The following is a 17,779-nucleotide window of genomic DNA, read 5'->3' as shown; positions in this document are numbered from 1 at the left end:
CGAACACCACCGCGCCTATCCGACGGACCCGAAGCGCCCGGGTGGCAGTGCGACGAAGAACGCTCTGCCAACCACCTGCTTGCCAGGAACGAAGCGAGCGCAGCCGGGTGGAGCATCCGTCGACCCGCGACAAGCGGCGACCGAGTCGTCGGAGTCCGACCGGTGGTCGCCGAGCACCAGATACTCGCCCTGCGGCACGAGAATCGAGCCGAAGCATCGCGTGGACGCCGGCTTCGTCGAGCAGTCGAGCACGCCCGGCTGGAATGCGGAGTTCTGGTACACGTACGGCTCAGCGAGCGGCTTGCCGTTCACCTGAACCCGACCCTGAGCGTCACAGCACGCAACCGTGTCGCCCGGTTGGCCGATGACCCGTTTCACGAGGGTGTAGTCGGTGCCTGGCCCGATTCCGAAGAGCCCGCCCACCCATTTGACGGCCGTGACGATGCTGAACGGCTGGCTGTGCGCGGCCAGCCCCCAGGCTTGGTCGCCGGCGAAGACCACGACGTCGCCGCGCGCGGGCTCCGATCCAAGGTAGGCGAGTCTGTTCACGAGAATGCGGTCGCCGACCTGCAGCGTCTGCTCCATCGAGCCGGAGGGCACCTGATACAGCTTCACCAGGAACGACTGCACGAGCGCCAGCACCACCAACGCGGTCAGCAGGTGCCACCAGGGTGAAATGCCGCGGCGGCGAGTGCGTCGCTGCTCCCCACCGCTCATTCGGCCAAGACTACCGGCAAGCGACGGATGTCGGTGGTCGAGTAGGGAGCATCGGCGAGCGTCGGCGGTGAGTAGCGAGCGTCGGTGGTCGAGTAGCGAGCGCCTGTCCCTGAGCTTGCCGAAGGGCGAGCGTATCGAGACCAAGACACCTCATAGGGGATCCCGATACTCTCGTTCCTCGCTACCCGGCCAACGACCGGCATCACCGCCGCGCGGGCCGATATGCTGAGCACCGTGCAGGCGCCGACCGTCGAAATCCCCCTCGCAGTTCGTCTGCGACTGGGCCGAGCGGCCGCGCAGTCAGTCGCCGACCGCGTCGGAGCAGACATCCTTCACATCAAAGGAGACGCCGTTGACACCGCGCTGCGCCCGGTCGTCCGGTCAGGCACCGACGTTGACATCCTTGTACGTCCCGCTCACGTCGCCCGGTTCGACGCTGCATTGCGATTGAACGGCTGGAGCGTCTACAGCACATTCACCTATGGCTCGCCATTCGGCCATGCACAGACGTATCTGCACGAGTTCTGGGGGTATCTCGATCTGCACCGACTCTTCCCAGGCATTGAGGAAGATCCGTCGGCGGCCTTCGACCTGCTGTGGGCGGGCCGCTCGACCACTGACATTGCGGGTGTCGACGGGGCTGTCCCTGCGGTGACGGCCCAGGCGATGATCCTGTTGCTGAACGCGGCGCGCACAACGCCTCCCGGCGCTGTCGCGCCTCTGTGGGCGGATGCTGACGAGCAGCTTCGCACGGACGTCAGGCAACTCGTCGCGCAGCTTCACGCCGACGTGGCATTCGCTGCGGCGACGGGTGATCTCGAGCACTGGCGCTCCGCCCGAACGTATCCGCTGTGGAAGGTCATCACCAGCGGGGGATCCCGCGCGGCAGAATGGCGTGCCCGCGTGCGCGCAGCCCCGAATTTCTTCGAGGCCGCGCGCATCGTCGCGCGCGCACCGGCGGTCAATGTCGAGCATTTGACGCACGTTCTCGGCCGCCGTCCGACACGCACCGAGATCGTGCGCGAGTTTTTCGGCCGCCCCGTGACAGCACTGAGACAGGCCGTGAGCGGGCGGAAGACGCGATCATGACGTCCGCCCGGCCCGCGCCGGGCGTCGCGTGGATGACGCTCGACGACACTGCCTATGTCGCACGGATGCCGTCCGGCCCGATCATCGTGCTCGGGGGGCCCGCTGCGGTCATCTGGGACGAGCTTGCGACCGACGGCGACTTCGCAACGCTCACCGCGCGTGTGGCGGAACGGATGACGGACGTGCCGTCCGATGCTGACGCCACAGTGATGGATGTGGTCGCATCGCTTTCCAACGAAGGACTGCTCAGCGGGGTAGGTGATGGCACTGACGATTCCGCATCCTGAGCGTCCGCCCTGGGGGTGGGCGCGACAGACCGTTCAGCACTTGCGATACTAGAGCGTGGAGACCCACAGATGACATCCCGCAGTGCTCGCGCGCAAGACCGCGTCGACCGGCTCGCCGCCTGGTGGGCTGGTGCGTGGCGCTGGGTTCTGATCGCGATGGGCGCCGCCGTCGCGATCACAGTGCTACTGGGCAGCAACAAAGCACTGACGACCCAAAGCGCAAGCGGGGTCACCATGGCCGTCGTCGTGGCCCTACTGGCGATCGGGGCCGCGTTGACCGCCGCCCGGCCGCTTGCGATCGCGCTGATGGCAATGCCGGCACTGTTTGTGGTGCAGCGAATTGGCGGCGGGGGCAGCACCCTCACAGTGTCGGATGCGGCGCTGGCTGCAGCGTTCGGCACTGCAGTGCTGCTCGGCACTCGACCGTTCAGCCGCGAGCTGCGGGCTCTGCTATGGCTCAACGCGATCTACCAGTTCGCCACCCTCATCACGGTGCTCGTCAACCCGTACGTTCAGAACACGGTCGAATGGTTCCATGCCTGGCTGCTGATCTCCGGTGCCCTCGTCGTCGGCTGGGCACTCGGCCGGGCCGGGCACGCTGGGCTCGCGTTCAAGCTGATGGTCGCCACCGGCTGCGCCCTCGCCGCCATCACGATCGTCGCGGGCTTGGTGAAGTTCGCGCACGGCGACTTCACGGGCGTATACCCGCCATGGCCGTACCCGATGCACAAGAATTTCGCGGGCACCGCCATGGCATTCGCCGCACTCATCGTGTATGTCAACCCGCCGTGGGCTGCGCTCACCCGGCGCTGGGCGAGAATCTCGCTCACGGTGCTCGTCATCGGTGTGCTGTTCACCCAGTCGCGACAGGCGATCATCGGCCTTATCATCGCGGTGGTGATCGTCGCTTGGCGCGGCCGCACAACCGGGCACTCGCGCTGGGTTCTCCTCCTGCTCATCCCTGCGACGTGGCTGGTCATCTTGACCGTCTCCGACCAGGTGCAGTCGCAGAACAAGTTCAATTCGTTCTTCCAGAGACTGAACTGGGTGCGCGAGGTCTACGCGTATTGGAAACACTCGCCCATCTTCGGCCACGGATTGCGTTTCTGGTATGTCGATCCGATCCTGCCGTATCAACCTCCGCAGGGTGAACTCGAGGTGCTTGCCGAGTCCGGCGTGGTCGGTTTGGCCGCATTCGTGCTCATGTGGGTCGGAGTTCTGATCGTGCTGTGGCGGATGGATCCGCTCTATGGCGCACTGGCTGTCACTGCGGTGGCCAGCCGTATCGTGCAAGCGCAGTTCGATCTGTTCTGGGTGGCCGCGCAGGTGTCGATCCCATTCGTCATCGCGGGCATTTGCGTGGGGGCGAAGGCGCTCGCCGACGCGAATACGGCTGCGGCCGGTCGAGCGGCGGGTCTTGATTTTCGGATGCGTGCCGGCCCGCCTATCCAACATGCAGTATCCCAGCCGCGACGAGCTGCTCGATAGCCTCCGCAACAGCCGCGCCGGTGGTTCCGTCGGGTCTCGGGCCGTAGATGGATGCGATCCGCGTCTCCAACTGTGCGATCGAAACCCCATCGGATGCGCACCACAGTGCTGGACCGATCCCGTCGAGGATGTGCAGCCGATGCGTAGCGAGCACTGCGAGTTGGTCGTCGATGTCGAGCGCATCGACGTATGGCGCGCGCGCGATCGTTCCTGTCGGGGCCTCGACTGGTATCTCACCGACACTCGGGTCCGTCCGGGCATGCGTGCCTCCGCGGGTCCGCAGGATCGTGGAGACTAACGCCCGCAGGTCCTCCGCGCCGCCGTAGACCAACCGCCGCACCCCTCCCGTGGCCGCAATGACATCGGCGAGGCCGTGAAGCGGGTCGGGAATTCGTGCGAGCGAGCTCATCTGCGGCACAAGTTCGCCGAGAGCCTCGGCAAGTGGAACGGCTTCCACCCGAGGCTCGGTGACGGCGGCATCCCGCTCGAGCAGAACCAGCGCTCCGAGACGAAGCGGGCCGGTCGCGGGTCGCAGCCCGAGTTCGACAGGCGAGTACAACTGTTTCACACCGGGTCGTGATCCGATCGACAGGGGTTTCGGGTAGGGGACGACACTCAAGTCGCTCCGAAACGCAATAGTCTCATCGGACACGTATCCGAAGTCAGAGCCCAAATGACGCGCCAGCGTCGTCTTGCCGCGGCCGGACGGCCCGACGAACGCCACGACTCGCCCGTCGTCGAGGGCGAGCCCTGCCGCATGAACCAGAAATGCCTTGCCCGCGAGCGCACGCAAGCCGGCCAGCGTGAGTTCGGTGGCGAGCTGGTCTGCGGCAGACTCTTCATCGCTGGCCACAACGGGCACCACGTCACCGATGTTCGACGTGTCCGCGCCCGTCAGCATCAGCCGCCACCGTTGCGCCGGCGTGCGGCCGTCAGGGCTGACCCGCAGATGCGCCCACTGAGCGAGGATCGACGCATGCAGGTCTGCGGACAGCGCGCCGTCGAGTTCGACGCCGACCACGGTGTCGAGCACGCGCACTGCAAACTCCACGGGCATACTGCCGTCCTCCTGCGTTTCGTTGCGACCTCGCACGAGCCTAGCGGCCTGCGCCGGGCGGATCGGCCTCGGCGCTGCTCATTCCGTCGAGTCGCCTCCGCGCTCACGGCGGCCGAGGGGCGCCACGCGGTCGGCGAGGTCGCCGGCTGCATCGGGCAAGCGCCACCGCCGCCACGGGGTCAGCAGCGCAACGTGCGCCGCGGCATCCGCTGCCCGCCCGATAGCGCGCGCAAACTGCAGCTTCATCAGCAAAGCTCGAGCCTCACTAAATTTTCTGTGTGCGGTCGCCCATTGATGTGCGCGCCACCACCGCCGCAGAAGTGCACGGTCTCCGCGCGTGTTCGCGGCAGAGTAGTACGTGGTGGCCCAGACCGCGCGGGTCTCGCGCACGTTGCGGCCATGGTCGCCTGATGCGTTGCCGTCGTACCGTCGGTAGCCGACTTGCACATCATCCCATGACACAAACGGCCCACGACGAAGCAGGCGCAACATCAGATCCCAATCGTCGGCCACGGCATAGCGAGGGTCGAACCCGCCAACTGCAACCACGTCACGGTATCGCAGGAGAACCGCGCTCGGCGGATACAGGTTGTTCGCGGGGAAGATTTCCGGCCAGACGACGTCGGTGTCGGAGGGCGCAGTAGCCATGCGGCCACCGCTCAACCGGCGACGGCTGCGCATCAGTCCGGCGAAGGAACCGTCGCCGATCGCACGGTCGGCGGAATCGATGTCGTCGGCGATCGCGTGGCCGCCGACCGCATCCGGTCGGCGCGCGAGCCGGTGCACGAGGCCGGCAACAAGATCGCGCTCCAGCTTGTCGTCTTGGTCGAGGAACAAGACATATGCACTCGACGAATCCGCCCATGCCAACCCGACATTCCGCGTTGCGCCGATGCCCGCGTGCGGTTTCAGCACAAGCGCAACGCGCTCATCCGCCAGGAGCCGGCGAACAATCTCTACACCGCCATCCGTCGACCCGTCGTCGACGACAATGACTTCGAGGTTCCGATGAGTCTGGTTCAAGACGCACCGAATCGTCTGCTCGATAAAGGCATCTCCGTTGAAGAGCGGGATGATGACGGATACCTTGTCCCTGGACGTCGCCGGCTGGTCGCCGGCTTCCCCCGTTGCGCGCACCTCCGACCCGCGTTTCATGATGGCCGCCACGCCAGTTCTGAAATGACGGCTTCGAACTGCCCCCACGACGACGACCAGTCCTGACGCACCGCGTTCTCGCGGGCACTGCGCCCGTACTCGCGGCGTGCACCTGGATCGTCGGCGAGCGCCAGAAGCGCTCGCGCGAGCGCGGGTGGGTCGTCCGGCGCAACCAGGACGCCGGAGTCGCCGACCTGTTCCGGGATGCCGCCGATTGCCGCCGCAACGACGACGAGCCCGCTCGCCATCCCCTCGCCGACCGTGAGCGCCCACGGTTCGGGCCAGCGAGACGGCACGACGAGCACATCGAAATCTCGCATCCGCTCAGGGAGCGCGGCCCTGTCGGTAAACGGTTCAAAGTGCACCCGTGGGTCCGCGCCCGCCAGCTGGCGCAACTCCTGCTCATACGGTGACAACGGCGCGTTTCGATCGAAGCCCTGGCTGCCGATGATCGTGAACTCCAGGTCATCGCGCTGCAATAGGTTCGCGGCCCGGAGAAGCACGTCCGGCCCCTTCTCAGAAACAACCCTGCCAATAAATGCCACCCGCATCGTGCCGCTCTGCTGCGCCGGACCGGGCGCGAACTGCTGCGCGTCCACACCGTTCGTGACCACGCGGAAGCGATCTTGTGATCGAAGCGGCACGCGTCGCGCCAGGTCATCGCGGAGAAAGCGACTGACGCAGATTACGCGATCGCACGCATCCGCAGTTCGAGCGGCCTCGATCGCAGAGTATGACCGGAACAGGTTATTGTGCGCATACAAGACGACGCGGTGATCAGTGTCGCGCAGCAGGCGCACCAGGGCAGCACCGTTATGTGCGACGACAATCCCGGCGGGCGCGGTGCGCAGAAGTTCGGCGATCGGCCGGTAGGCTCGCGCCGCATACCTGCGCGGCACGCCGAGACGGCTGAGACCGGCATCGGCGATGCGTTCGCGACGTGAGGGCGGCGGCCCGCCCTGGTATTCCAGCGCCTCGGCATCCGGGTACCGGTGGGGATATGTTCCCTCCTGAACGACGACGCGTTGCGGAAAGCGAACGTTCGCCTCGCGGACTGCTGCCGCTGTCGCCAGCCCGTGCACAACGGTCGGGATGGCGGAACCCGTCTCGGGTGAATAGTGGTCGCCGGGAGTGATCACGTGATAGACGGGCGTCGCGCCATCGGCTGGTGTCGCGCCATTGGCGGGCGGGCGGCTGGCGCACATGGACCCAGGATACCGGGGCGGAAGCGCCCTGGCGGTACAGCCGCCCTAGGTCATTCAGCGACCGCTCACCCGGTGTTGCTCTAGCATTGACTGACGTATGCCGCGGCCGCGGCCTTGGAACACTGGATGGGGGACGGTATGGAGCTACGCGACTATTTACACGGCCTGCGCCGGCGCTGGGCGGCCATCGTTCTTTTGACGGTTCTCGGCGTCGGAATCGCGGCGGCGTGGGCCGCCATGCAGCCGCGGGTGTATGAGACCTCCGCATCCGCATACATCACCATCGTGCCGACCACCGAGCCCGCCACCCCGGGACAGACGCAGACGATCGCTCCCGGGCAGAGCAACGCGATCACACAGTCCTATGTGGCATCGTTCACCGACCTGGCCTCATGGCGGTCGGTCGCACAGCACGCCATCAGCGAGCTGAAGCTGAGTGCCACGCCGGAGAGCCTGGTCGGCCAGATCACTGTCACCAACCCCACCAACACGTCCATTCTCCAGGTGCAGGCAAAGGCTGCATCGCCCGCCGCCGCGCAAGCCCTGGCGGGCGCCTGGATCCGAGGCCTGCAGGCGACCATCGACCAGGTCGACGGCAACGGCAAGCCGGGGTCAGCGCCCGTGAACGTACTCCTCGGCGACCCGGCGGCACTGCCACACTCCCCGATCTCGCCCGACGTCAAGTTGGCGCTCACCGTCGGTGGCGTGGTCGGCCTGGGGTTCGGAATCGCGTTTGCGCTGATCCGGGCGGCGTCCGATCGACGCATCCGGCCCGGTGACGCGATCGATCAGAAGCTCGGAGTCGCCGTCGTGGGGACGATTCCTCTCGTCGCCGACAAAAACCGTGACTCGACGGGGCGCTCGAGTGCACGCGATGCAACATTCGCGTACTCGGAAGCGCTGCGCACGATGCGAACCAACCTGCAGTTCGTCGACGTGGACAACCCGCCGCGCACCATCGTGATCACGAGCCCGTTGCCAGGTGACGGCAAGTCCCGGATCGCGTGCGAACTTGCCAAGACGTTGGCTGCCACCGGGTCGCCAGTGATTCTGGTCGATGGAGACTTGCGCCGATCGACCGTCGCGAAGAACTTAGGGCTTCCGGGCGGGGCCGGGCTGGCGGACGTTCTGGCCGGCCGGGTGCGCCTCGCGGAGGTCCTGCAGCAGGCGCCAGGCGTACCGAACCTTTTGGTTCTGACAGCCGGGAGCACACCCCCCAACCCGAGCGAAGTGCTCGGATCAGCTCGGATGCGCGCACTGCTCGGCGAACTTGCCACAGACGGCATCGTGATCATCGACGCACCGCCCCTATTGTCGGTCACCGATGCGGCCGTGCTTGCCCACCAGGCCGATGGTGCGCTGCTGGTGACACGAGCCGGAAAGACGACGTACGAGCTGGCGGAAAAGGCGCTGGAGGCGCTGCACAAGGCGCGCGGGCGCACTCTTGGGGTGGTGCTCAACCGGGTGCCGCTGCGCGGAGTCGATGCATCTCCATACGCATACGCGTACCGCAAAAGTTACCTGACCGATGTAGACACCTCCGGCGACGGCGTGATGCCGCAGCCGGCAAGCCCGGTGCCGAGCGACGGTGGTGGAAACTGGACTCTGCTGACCGAGCCCGGCGAGCAGACCGCTACCGAGCCGGCAGGCGATGGGGTTCAACCCAGAGGCGGCGATGCAAACGACGACATCCATCAGCTGCTCGGGTCGGTGCTCGACAAGCCCACAGCGCATCGTTCGCGAAAGTCGAGTGATCACATTCGTCGGTCGTGATGTCCGAAGCGACTGCGGCACGAAAACCGCGCATCGCGCTGATCTCGTCGTCCTACTTTCCGCATTTCGGCGGCGTTGAAGAACATGTTCGCCAAGTAGCACGGCAGTTGACGCGCCTCGGCGTGGCCGTCGAGGTGTGGACAGTCGACCGCGGGCAGCAGCTCGGCGAACAGAAGGTCGACGGCCTCCGCGTCAGGTACTTGCCCACACCGTTGCCTTCGCGCAGCGCAGGCGGGTTAACGCGGTTCCTGCTTCGAGCACCCGCAGCGTGGATACGCTGGCGGCGGGCATACACACAGTTCAAACCAGACCTGCTCCACGTGCACTGCTTCGGGCCCAACGGGGTGTACGCGCTCAGGCTGCACGACCGCACGGGCGCTCCGCTGGCTGTGACCGGCCACGGCGAAACCCTCGCCGACGACAACGGCGCCTACCGCAGATCGCAGCTCCTCCGCACCTCCCTCAGCAAAGCACTTACCAAGGCGGTATTCGTGACCGCGCCATCCGAATATGTGCTGGGCGACCTGCGCGAGTCATACGGGTTACGCACGGGCGTCGTGGTGCCCAACGGAGTCGACCTCGACGTGCGGCCCGATCCGGCCGCTCCCAGGCTGGACGACGATCCGTACCTGCTCGGGGTCGGACGACTGGGCAAAATGAAAGGCTTCGACCTGCTGATCGAGGCCTACGCGCGGTCGGGGGTGCACGACACCTATCGTCTTCTCATCGGCGGCGACGGCCCGGAACGGTCGGCCCTCACCGCGCTGGCGGCGGACCGCGGTGTGGGTGACCGCGTGCGGTTTCTCGGCCGGCTGCAACCACAGGCTGTGGCGGATGCGATGGCGCAGGCGCGCGCGCTCGTCGTACCTAGCCGCATTGAGGCCTTCGGGATAGTTGCGCTGGAAGCATGGCGCAGCAGCACAGCCCTCATCATGACCGACCGCGGCGGCGCTCCGGAATTCGTTCACGACGGGATCGACGGGCTGCTGGTCGATCCGGAGGACACCGCCGCATTGGCGCGAGCGTTGGACACGATCGTGAACGATGGCGCCCTGCGCGATCGTCTGGCATCCGCTGGCCGGACTCATGTGGATGCCTTCACCTGGGCGCGCGTCGCCGAGCAGTACCGAAACCTCTACACGACGGCTGTGTCAGTGAGCGCGCGTTAGTCCGTCGTTCGAACTGTGCCGGACGCGCTACTGACCCGCGCTCGCGTGCCGACCGCCTTGCCGACCGCCGTGGCTGCAACTCGCGGGCTCCACCGACTCGCGCGCGCCAAATGCTTCAGGGCCGCGCCGCGATTATGATTGCCCAACGCTTCGCGCGCGGCATCGATGGCCTGATGGGCGAACAATTCTCGGGTGCACCTGTAACCGCGGCGCACGGCGCGCAATGCTCCGACGTCGTTTCGACGCACTGCGCGCCTCTCGTGCTCCGCGAGAATGGCGAACTTGGCCGTCGCTGCAGAGTAGTAGTCGTGCGAAGCGTTTGCCGAGTGCAAGAAGTACCGCACCAGCGGAGTCGCCACAGCCGCTGCCCGCTTCTCCAGGCACAGCCGAAGGAACAGATCCCAGTCTTCCGCGTGTGTGAGAACCGGGCTATATCCGCCGGCCGCCCAGTAGTCGGCTTTGCGCACCATCACAGAGCTGTTCAAGACCATCTGATCGCCCAGGAGGCCCCAATACGTCGGGCGTGTCGCCTCTGCCGCGATCTCCGATTCGGCGTCCACCCAGATGAAACCTGTGCACCAGAACGCGGCGTCCGGCTCCTCAGCCACCAGGCTCAGCTGCTGCTCGAGCTTGGTCGGCAGCCAGACGTCATCATGGTCAAGAAACGCGATCAACTCGGCATGCGCGTGGAGCACACCAACGTTGCGCGCTGCCGACACTCCGCGATTTGGCTGTTGAAAGTAGCGGATCCTGGGGTCCATGCTCGCCACGTGTGCGTGCGGGCTGGGCGAGCCGTCGTCGACGACTATGATCTCGAAGTCGCTCATTGTCTGTTCAAGAACGGAGGTCACGGCACGGCCGAGCATGTCATCTTCGCGACTGTACACCGGGATCACAACGCTGACACGGGGCACAGGCCAGACTCTACCAGGCGCCACCGCACGCAGTCGTCAAGCCACGGATGCCCACACCCGGGCATGAGCGCGCGCCGATCGCTCCCACGTAAACTGCTGCGCCCGTTCACGGCCCGCACGAACGAGTGCCGCAATGGCCGGATCGTCGGCGGTGACAGCTATGACACCGTCAGCGATCGCTGTACCGGTCGGTTCGACGAGGAGTGCCGCGTCACCAGCTACCTCGGGCAGGCTGCTCGTGGCGGCGGCGACGACGGGCGTACCGGCCGCCATCGCCTCAAGCACTGGCAACCCGAATCCTTCGTAGAGCGATGGCACGACGACCGCAGCGGCCGCCGCAACAAGCCCGGGCACCACCTCATCGGGCACTCGACCGATAAGTCGTGTCTGCGGCAACTTCTGAAACAGCTCAGTTCGACGCGAATGCGGCGGCCCCGCAAGCACGAGTTCGAGGTTGGGGCGTGCCTTGTGGATAACGGGCCATGCCTCGGCGAGCGCTTCGAGGTTCTTCCGCAGCGCAGCACCCCCCGCGTGGAGGACATAATGCGGCCCAATGCCAAGCTCGAGCCGTTGCGCCTCATCGAGCGGGTGAGCATCAAAGAACCGCTCGCCCACGCCGTTATGCACGACAATCGGCTCTTTGATACCGAGGAGATCGACAGCCTCCTGGGCGCTGAATTCGGATACACAGATCACAGCAGCCGCACGCCGCGCTTCTTCCGCCGCAGCGGGAACCGGCGCCGATTCGTCTGGAAACCGCCACGCCACAACGTCGTGCAGTGTGATCACGTCTCCGTGCGGCGCAGGCGGAAGCTCCAGGTTCATCCGGTGCGTCACCGCATAGCCCTGGTACAGCATCCGCCCGAGCCCACGGCGAACGCTCGCGGGAGCACCCGTGACCCACGCCATCGGCAACCGCCGATTTCCAGGCAGTGGCGCACGCAACGATCGAAACGCGAGATGGCGCATCCGCCAGTCACGGTTATCGGTCTCGTGAAGGGCACCTGTCGCGCGATCGATGATCTGCCCTTGATAGCGCTCGGCGCCCATCGGCGTCGACGTGACAATCGTTGCGATGGTCAGCCGCGGCACACCCTGGCCGGCCATGTTCGCTCCTTTTTCGACGCTACGCCCGATACTACTGACCCTCGTTCGCTGCTGCGGCGCGCTCGGCAAGCACTTCGTGATACACGACTCGCGTGCGCGCAGCCACCGACGCCCAGGTGTAGCCGGACACGGCATCACGCGCAGCTTCGCTCATGCGTCGCCGTCGTTCCGGATCTGTGACAAGCGGGGTGACCGCAGCGGCAATGGAGTCAGCGCTGCGCTCGATGAACAGCCCATTCTGGCCGTCGATGACGAAGTCCTCCGTGCCGTTGACCTTCGTCGTCACCAGAGGGAGCCCGGCGGCCGCTGCTTCCAGCGTCACCAGCGCGAACGCTTCGTAGAGGGTGGGGAACACGAACAGGTCACCTGCCGCGAAGTAGTCCTCCACCCGCGTTGAATGCCCGGCGAATATCACGCGATCGGCAACACCCAACCGCTCCGCCAGAGCACGATATGGGGCTTGGTTGTCACCGCCGACCACGAGCGCCTTCGCCGACGGGGGAAGAGCGGGCAGCGCGGCGATCAACGGCTCCAGACCTTTGCGCCGAAACTCCTTGCCCACCCATAACAGCACGGCGTCCTCGGAGCCGATCCCATGAAGATTCCGGATGCGCGCACGTTGCGCCGCGGCGTCCCGGCGCTGGAATTTCGCCACGTCGACAGCATTCGGAATGACGCGGATGCGTTCCGGCGGCACGTTGTAATACTTCGTGAGTTCACGACCGACGCCGGCGGATACCGCGATCACTCGAGCGAATGCGCCTGGACGATAATTCGCCTTCTCCACGTGCAGCACCGCACGGTGTCGCGGATTCAGGAGTGCCCGTGCGGCCTCACCCTGGCGGAATTTCATCGCCCACCACGCGCGGTGGCAACTGTGCGCGGTGATGACATCTTGTCGGCGCAACGCGCAACCGCCTTGATTGTGCAGTATGTCGAAGCGCTCCGTGCCCAGGCTGCGCGTCGCCCGCGACGGATACACCGCAGGGACCATGAATCCGGGAATAGCGGGCATCGGCACCGGATGCCACGTCAGCGGGGGCTCAACAGGAGGATCAACCGCGTTCGCGACAAGGGTGACGTCGTCGCCCAGAACGCCGAGCTCTCTGGCCAGCTCATACGACGCTCGTTCGATGCCCCCCTGATGATTGAATTTGAAGGACGACATCGCGACGCGCACGTTCTGATGCTAGCTCAAGGGTCCAGCCCGCTTGGGGCGTTCCGATACCATGAAGGCCATGCGAGGATACTGTTGAGCGGCCCGCAGCCGCTGGGAGTTCCAACGGCCAGTGTTGTCGTTGTTACCTACAGGCGACCCGACTACGTGCGCACGTGCCTTGAGCACCTCTTGCAGCAGACGACCCGGCCTGCACGGATCATCGTTGTCGATTCATCACCGGACACGAAGACCGCCGATGTTGTGCGAGAGTTCCCTGGCGTCGAATACCGGCGTAACGACCACGGCGTGGGAACAACGGCAACGTCGCGAGCAATCGGAATTGCAGACATTGCGGAAGATGTCGTGGCGTTCCTTGACGACGACGCCTTCGCGCAACCAACCTGGCTGGAGAAACTGCTCGAACCGTACGCGGATTCCGACGTCGTGGCGGTCGGCGGGCGAGCGCTCAATGGACAACCCGGTGAAGCCGATGAAGGCATTGGCGAGATCGGCCTGCTGCTTCCCGATGGGCGGCTAACCGGGTTCTTCGCCGCCAATCCGGGCAAGGTTATCGAGGTCGACCACATGCTAGGCGCGAACATGTCCGCTCGTCTCGACGCGCTCCGCGCGATCGGCGGTATTCGAGACCTGTATCCGGGCACCTGCCTCCGCGAGGAATCCGACATGGCGCTGCGATTGCGTCGACGGGGTGGCCGCATCGTGTATACCCCGTTTGCCGTTGTGCGGCACGTTGCAGGAAACTACGCGCGCGGGCGCCGATTCGATTCGCGCTATCGGTATTTTGGCGCACGCAATCACGTAGTCCTGCTTACAACAACTCTGGGCTGGCGCGATCCTCATGTGCGCAGATACACCCGCACGGCTGTGCGTTACGCGTTCGGTGAGGCTCGTGAGGGTATGCGGCAGGCACGCAGGCGTCATGGGCTCACTGCCCGGGCCAGAGGGCTTGCTGGAGGTACAACTCGGTGCGCCGTTGATTTGGTCGGAACCGGTGCGGGGTTCATCGCTGCAGTTCGGGCCCGCGCGAAGATCGATCGCCTGCTTCCGCGGGAGAGACCATGAGGCTGAACGCATACGTTCTTGCCAGCGATCCGGCATGGATCGAGCAATGCATCGCTTAGTACTACGACTCGGTTTCGCGCACCGTCGTGTCCTGCGATGCGAGTGGGCGTTCCTTGAGCGGCGCGCCCCTGTCTGTCGACCAGTCTCTGCGGCGCGTCTCTGCCGCCGATCCAGATGACATAGTATTCCTGCTGCCCGGGAACCATTTCCGCGCGAACGACCAGCACGTGCTGGCTGTTGAAACGGCGCAACGGCAAGACGCCCTCAACGCCGCATCGGAAGGCGCCGACTGGGTCGTGCAGCTCGGCACAGACGAAATCATCCCCAATATGGGAGTGGTGATCCAGCATCTTGGGGCCGCCGCGGCCCGTCGGGCAAGAGCTCTCGAGTTCCGAGCTCGCATGTTCTACGCGCGGACGAACGATCGCCGATTTCTCGAGCGTTGCGCGCGATGGTGGACGACGCAGGCAGGATTTCCCGGCCCGATTCTTGTCGCCGCAGGAACGACGCTCACGCACGCGCGGGAAGCCGCACAGGCTCCTCTCTACCGCGTTGATATCAGCCCGTGGAGCAACGATCCAGCGCACAGTCGCGCTGCCCGCGTACACGCAGTGATCCCTTGCGAGCAGGCCATCCTCCAGTTGAGCTGGGTTCGCACTGAGGAGCAGATGCAAGAAAAGAGCGTCGTGTCCGGCTATGCGAGCTCCAGGGACAGGGGCAGCGAGTTGCGTCGCTGGCGGCGGGCAGCGAATCCACTCCGGAGGGCGGCCATGGCTCCGTTCGCGCCATCGCCGTTTGCGCGGTTCCGGTTGACTCGATTGCCGCAATTCGCTGGATTGGAGCCCTGAGCAGGCGAACTTCAGCTAACGAGAGGCTACGCGGTGAGCGAGCCGTGGCCGCACTCGATCACTCAATCACTCGAGACGACCGAGTTCGACAAGATGGGCAAAGTCGTCGCTCAGGCCCCGAACGTCGCTGAAGGTACCCTGCGCGTCGATTCGCCCGTCCTTCAAGAACACGAGCGTGTCGGCATGTCGCACGGTAGAGAGACGGTGCGCCACGATGAGTATCGTCATGCTGCCTTGCAGGTGGGCAAGGGTCTCAGCGATTTCGTGCTCGGTGAGATTGTCGAGCGCAGATGTCGCTTCGTCCAGGACCAGGACGCGGGGTCGACGGTAGAGTGCTCGCGCAAGCCCAAGGCGTTGACGCTGCCCGCCCGAAAGTCGCACGCCGCGCTCTCCGACAATGGTCTCGAGTCCCTCCGGCAGCTCAGCTACCAGGTCATCCAGTCGGGCCATCTCGATGACCTGAACCACCCGTCGCCGGTCGATGTCTTGCACAGGTACGCCGAATGCAATGTTCGCCATCATCGTGTCGTGAACCAGAAAGACGTCCTGGGGCACGACGCCGAGCCCGCGATACCACATTGCGGGATCGTCGGTTATCGACCGGCCGCCGCATTCGATTGAGCCTGCTGACGGTTCCAGCAAGCCCAACACGAGGTCGAGCAGCGTGCTCTTGCCCGCTCCACTCGAGCCGACGAAGGCCGTTGTCTCGTTCTGTCTAATCACAAGGGATACCCCGTCGAGCACCGGTCTATCACCGTCCGGATACTGGAATACGACCTGTTTGAGCGCTATGTCGCCGAAATACTCATCCTTGCCGCGCGGTGCTTCAACGTACGTTCCCGTGGCATCGAGCTCGACGACGGCATCCGACATGATGTGCAGACCTGCCTGTCCGATTCGCATCGTTGCGAGATTAGCGCTGATCCGAGTCATTGTGGGCAGCGCGCGAACAGAAGCTGCCGCGAAAATACCGAGGATGACAAGCGCCTGTTCCCTCGTTTCCGTTGTGAACAAGATGACGGAGATCCCGAGGATGGCCAGCACGAACCCGACCTCGAGTAGATACCGTGGCGCATCGGAGACGATCCCCATTTGCCGGTTCGCGCGGGCGGAACGCAGTCGCGCCGTCTTGAATCCGTCAACGAATCTTCCGGTGCTGGAGGTGAGGCGCACTTCTCGGAAGCCCTCGAGGCTCGGCATGAGAAACTGCCACGCGACGAGGCCCGCGCCCGCAATCTCCTCCCCGATGCGCCGTTGTCGCGGGCGCAGCAGACGCTGGACACCGAACACGAAGAATCCGAAAAGCACGACCGTAAAGAGCGTCACGACCGGCGAAGCAACCGCGAGCACACCAACGATGGCCACGAGAACGACTGCATCCGAGAACATGCTCACCACGGCAAGAAGCACGCTGGCCGCTTGGTTGGTCGATTCATTGATGTTGCGATACAGCTCACTCAATCGGCGCGAACGATGCTCCGGGTACGGCGCAAGTACATAGCGGCGCATCAATTCGACAGACGAGAGCGCCGAGACGCGGGTAGTACGACCGAGAATCCACCAGCGAAACGCAATCACGCAGAGGCTCTTGAAAATGAAGACGCCGGCGACGAACCCTGCCACAACTGGAAGCAGTACTTGTACCGAATCGGTGCCGAGGATGCCGGAGATGATACCCAGCGAGCCGCTATTTGTGGACACGCCAGTCGTGAGTTGCATCAGAGGCACCATCGCCGCAACGCCGAGCGTGTCAAGCCCGGCCAAAATAACCGAGACCGCGACGGTGCCGGCAATCCATCGAAACGGCTTCGCCCCCGCCATCCGCAACACCAGCGCAAGCTGCGCGCGCAGCGTTTCGCGCTTCGAAACCCTCGCCATGAACTCCTCATCTCTGCCGCGTGCGTTCGGCAAAGCCCTCGGGTGCACGTCGTCTGCACGATCTTACATTCCGAAATTCGGGCAACACTGCGCGGATAAGTGAGATAAACTCGACGTACGGCGCCCGGTCCGGTATGTTTAGCATTACGTGGGGATACAGCATTAGGGGTGCCCGTTGCACGCGGATCTCGGCCGACACGCGTCAGCCGTCAATTATTGGAGGCTCGAACCATGAGTGAAAACGAAGAGCTCGGCGCAACCGAGCCTCACACAATCAGCCGTCGGAGCGTCGCGAAGGCTGCGGCGTGGGCGGTGCCCGTCATCGCAATGGCCACGGCCGCACCGGCGTACGCGTCGTCAGGTACTCCGCCGATCATCACAGCAGGCGCGGCGTGCAAGTTGCCAGGGTCTTCATGCAAGACGCTACCGCCCAAGGGCTATCAGGTGCCCGCGACCATCAAGAACCCGGACCCGACGAAGACCATCTATATCACGGGCATCGCGATCACCAACAACACCTGTGCCAACATCACCTCGCCAACGACCAACCCGGCGCTCCCGATCACGGTTACCCCCGGGCAGACGATCAACGTCACGTTTGTGGCTAACGCGACCAACAGTGCAAACCAGGCCTGCCAGTTTGACTTCAGCGTCACCTGGGGTCACATGGCTGACGGGTCCGACCACGATCACTCGCCGATCGTGGTGGATATCACCATTCCTTCTACTCCGCCGACCTGCGCCTGCCCGTAGAACTGATCGCAGATTTGAGAACGCCCTTCCTCTGTTGCATGGGAAGGGCGTTCACTTTGTGAGTGTCAACTCCGTAGGCGCCAACCCGCTCCGCTCA

Annotated in this window: 16 protein-coding genes; 8 read left to right on the top strand and 8 right to left on the bottom strand. The window is 64.9% G+C overall.

Annotated features, from left to right (window positions below; translation table 11 throughout):
• Positions 1 to 15: 15 nt before the first annotated feature.
• Positions 16 to 717, bottom strand: a complete 702-nt coding sequence (lepB, locus tag QU604_RS04020) for a signal peptidase I (protein ID WP_308467507.1) — start codon at positions 715 to 717, stop codon at positions 16 to 18.
• A gap of 234 nt (positions 718 to 951) precedes the next feature.
• Here lepB and QU604_RS04015 point away from each other — a divergent pair, with 234 nt between their 5' ends.
• From QU604_RS04015 to QU604_RS04005, 3 genes are all read left to right on the top strand, one after another.
• Positions 952 to 1,806: a nucleotidyltransferase family protein gene (locus QU604_RS04015; protein WP_308467506.1), complete on the top strand. Its 855-nt coding sequence runs from the start codon at positions 952 to 954 to the stop codon at positions 1,804 to 1,806.
• Positions 1,803 to 2,093: a PqqD family peptide modification chaperone gene (locus QU604_RS04010; RefSeq protein ID WP_308467505.1), complete on the top strand. Its 291-nt coding sequence runs from the start codon at positions 1,803 to 1,805 to the stop codon at positions 2,091 to 2,093. Before QU604_RS04015 ends, QU604_RS04010 begins: the two co-directional genes overlap by 4 nt.
• A 69-nt stretch (positions 2,094 to 2,162) precedes the next feature.
• A complete protein-coding gene (locus tag QU604_RS04005; RefSeq protein WP_308467504.1) occupies positions 2,163 to 3,581 on the top strand; it encodes an O-antigen ligase family protein in 1,419 nt (472 codons plus the stop codon).
• Here QU604_RS04005 and QU604_RS04000 read toward each other — a convergent pair.
• The 3 genes from QU604_RS04000 to QU604_RS03990 all read right to left on the bottom strand — a co-directional run bounded on the left by QU604_RS04000 (position 3,538) and on the right by QU604_RS03990 (position 6,998).
• Positions 3,538 to 4,638 carry a P-loop NTPase family protein gene (locus QU604_RS04000; protein ID WP_308467503.1) on the bottom strand — a complete coding sequence of 367 codons (1,101 nt, stop codon included), beginning with the start codon at positions 4,636 to 4,638 and terminating at the stop codon, positions 3,538 to 3,540. The two genes, QU604_RS04005 and QU604_RS04000, sit on opposite strands and share 44 nt — an antisense overlap.
• A gap of 78 nt (positions 4,639 to 4,716) precedes the next feature.
• A complete protein-coding gene (locus QU604_RS03995) occupies positions 4,717 to 5,793 on the bottom strand; it encodes a glycosyltransferase family 2 protein (protein WP_308467502.1) in 1,077 nt (358 codons plus the stop codon).
• Entirely contained in the window at positions 5,790 to 6,998 is a 1,209-nt protein-coding gene (locus tag QU604_RS03990) for a glycosyltransferase family 4 protein (RefSeq protein ID WP_308467501.1), read from the bottom strand. The genes QU604_RS03995 and QU604_RS03990 overlap by 4 nt, the downstream gene beginning before the upstream one ends.
• A gap of 126 nt (positions 6,999 to 7,124) precedes the next feature.
• Here QU604_RS03990 and QU604_RS03985 point away from each other — a divergent pair, with 126 nt between their 5' ends.
• Both QU604_RS03985 and QU604_RS03980 read left to right on the top strand, forming a co-directional pair.
• Positions 7,125 to 8,771: a tyrosine-protein kinase domain-containing protein gene (locus QU604_RS03985; RefSeq protein ID WP_308467500.1), complete on the top strand. Its 1,647-nt coding sequence runs from the start codon at positions 7,125 to 7,127 to the stop codon at positions 8,769 to 8,771.
• Positions 8,771 to 9,940, top strand: a complete 1,170-nt coding sequence (locus QU604_RS03980) for a glycosyltransferase family 4 protein (RefSeq protein WP_308468839.1) — start codon at positions 8,771 to 8,773, stop codon at positions 9,938 to 9,940. The genes QU604_RS03985 and QU604_RS03980 overlap by 1 nt, the downstream gene beginning before the upstream one ends.
• Here the strand turns inward: QU604_RS03980 and QU604_RS03975 are convergent.
• From QU604_RS03975 to QU604_RS03965, 3 genes are read right to left on the bottom strand one after another with little or no spacing between them, the layout of a single operon-like run.
• The gene (locus tag QU604_RS03975) at positions 9,937 to 10,854 is read right to left on the bottom strand and encodes a glycosyltransferase family 2 protein (protein ID WP_308467499.1); all 918 of its coding nucleotides are present in this window, start codon (positions 10,852 to 10,854) and stop codon (positions 9,937 to 9,939) included. The genes QU604_RS03980 and QU604_RS03975 overlap by 4 nt on opposite strands.
• Positions 10,855 to 10,890: 36 nt before the next feature.
• On the bottom strand, positions 10,891 to 11,961 hold the full coding sequence (locus QU604_RS03970; protein ID WP_308467498.1) for a glycosyltransferase family 4 protein: 1,071 nt from the start codon (positions 11,959 to 11,961) through the stop codon (positions 10,891 to 10,893).
• A gap of 31 nt (positions 11,962 to 11,992) precedes the next feature.
• The gene (locus QU604_RS03965) at positions 11,993 to 13,141 is read right to left on the bottom strand and encodes a glycosyltransferase family 4 protein (RefSeq protein ID WP_308467497.1); all 1,149 of its coding nucleotides are present in this window, start codon (positions 13,139 to 13,141) and stop codon (positions 11,993 to 11,995) included.
• Between the two features lie 72 nt (positions 13,142 to 13,213).
• Here QU604_RS03965 and QU604_RS03960 point away from each other — a divergent pair, with 72 nt between their 5' ends.
• Both QU604_RS03960 and QU604_RS03955 read left to right on the top strand, forming a co-directional pair.
• Entirely contained in the window at positions 13,214 to 14,203 is a 990-nt protein-coding gene (locus QU604_RS03960; protein ID WP_308467496.1) for a glycosyltransferase family 2 protein, read from the top strand.
• Positions 14,204 to 14,316: 113 nt separating this feature from the next.
• Entirely contained in the window at positions 14,317 to 15,051 is a 735-nt protein-coding gene (locus tag QU604_RS03955) for a hypothetical protein (RefSeq protein WP_308467495.1), read from the top strand.
• A gap of 66 nt (positions 15,052 to 15,117) precedes the next feature.
• Here QU604_RS03955 and QU604_RS03950 read toward each other — a convergent pair whose 3' ends face one another.
• A complete protein-coding gene (locus QU604_RS03950; RefSeq protein WP_308467494.1) occupies positions 15,118 to 16,929 on the bottom strand; it encodes an ABC transporter ATP-binding protein in 1,812 nt (603 codons plus the stop codon).
• 231 nt (positions 16,930 to 17,160) lie between these two features.
• On the opposite strand from QU604_RS03950, the gene QU604_RS03945 reads away from it, so the two are divergent.
• Positions 17,161 to 17,682 carry a hypothetical protein gene (locus tag QU604_RS03945; protein WP_308467493.1) on the top strand — a complete coding sequence of 174 codons (522 nt, stop codon included), beginning with the start codon at positions 17,161 to 17,163 and terminating at the stop codon, positions 17,680 to 17,682.
• Positions 17,683 to 17,779: the final 97 nt, after the last annotated feature.

This window comes from Rathayibacter sp. SW19, from assembly GCF_030866825.1.
Taxonomy (GTDB): Bacteria; Actinomycetota; Actinomycetes; order Actinomycetales; family Microbacteriaceae; genus Rathayibacter_A; species Rathayibacter_A soli.
This window is presented reverse-complemented; position numbering and strand designations above follow the sequence as displayed.

Excerpts from the sequence above, each read along its gene's own strand:
- QU604_RS03985 (WP_308467500.1), top strand. The coding sequence starts at position 7,125 with ATGGGGGACGGTATGGAGCTACGCGACTATTTACACGGCCTGCGCCGG.
- QU604_RS03980 (WP_308468839.1), top strand. The coding sequence starts at position 8,771 with ATGTCCGAAGCGACTGCGGCACGAAAACCGCGCATCGCGCTGATCTCG.
- QU604_RS04005 (WP_308467504.1), top strand. The coding sequence starts at position 2,163 with ATGACATCCCGCAGTGCTCGCGCGCAAGACCGCGTCGACCGGCTCGCC.
- lepB (WP_308467507.1), bottom strand. The coding sequence starts at position 717 with ATGAGCGGTGGGGAGCAGCGACGCACTCGCCGCCGCGGCATTTCACCC.
- QU604_RS04010 (WP_308467505.1), top strand. The coding sequence starts at position 1,803 with ATGACGTCCGCCCGGCCCGCGCCGGGCGTCGCGTGGATGACGCTCGAC.
- QU604_RS03970 (WP_308467498.1), bottom strand. The coding sequence starts at position 11,961 with ATGGCCGGCCAGGGTGTGCCGCGGCTGACCATCGCAACGATTGTCACG.
- QU604_RS04000 (WP_308467503.1), bottom strand. The coding sequence starts at position 4,638 with ATGCCCGTGGAGTTTGCAGTGCGCGTGCTCGACACCGTGGTCGGCGTC.
- QU604_RS03990 (WP_308467501.1), bottom strand. The coding sequence starts at position 6,998 with ATGTGCGCCAGCCGCCCGCCCGCCAATGGCGCGACACCAGCCGATGGC.
- QU604_RS03950 (WP_308467494.1), bottom strand. The coding sequence starts at position 16,929 with ATGGCGAGGGTTTCGAAGCGCGAAACGCTGCGCGCGCAGCTTGCGCTG.
- QU604_RS03945 (WP_308467493.1), top strand. The coding sequence starts at position 17,161 with ATGAGTGAAAACGAAGAGCTCGGCGCAACCGAGCCTCACACAATCAGC.
- QU604_RS03995 (WP_308467502.1), bottom strand. The coding sequence starts at position 5,793 with ATGAAACGCGGGTCGGAGGTGCGCGCAACGGGGGAAGCCGGCGACCAG.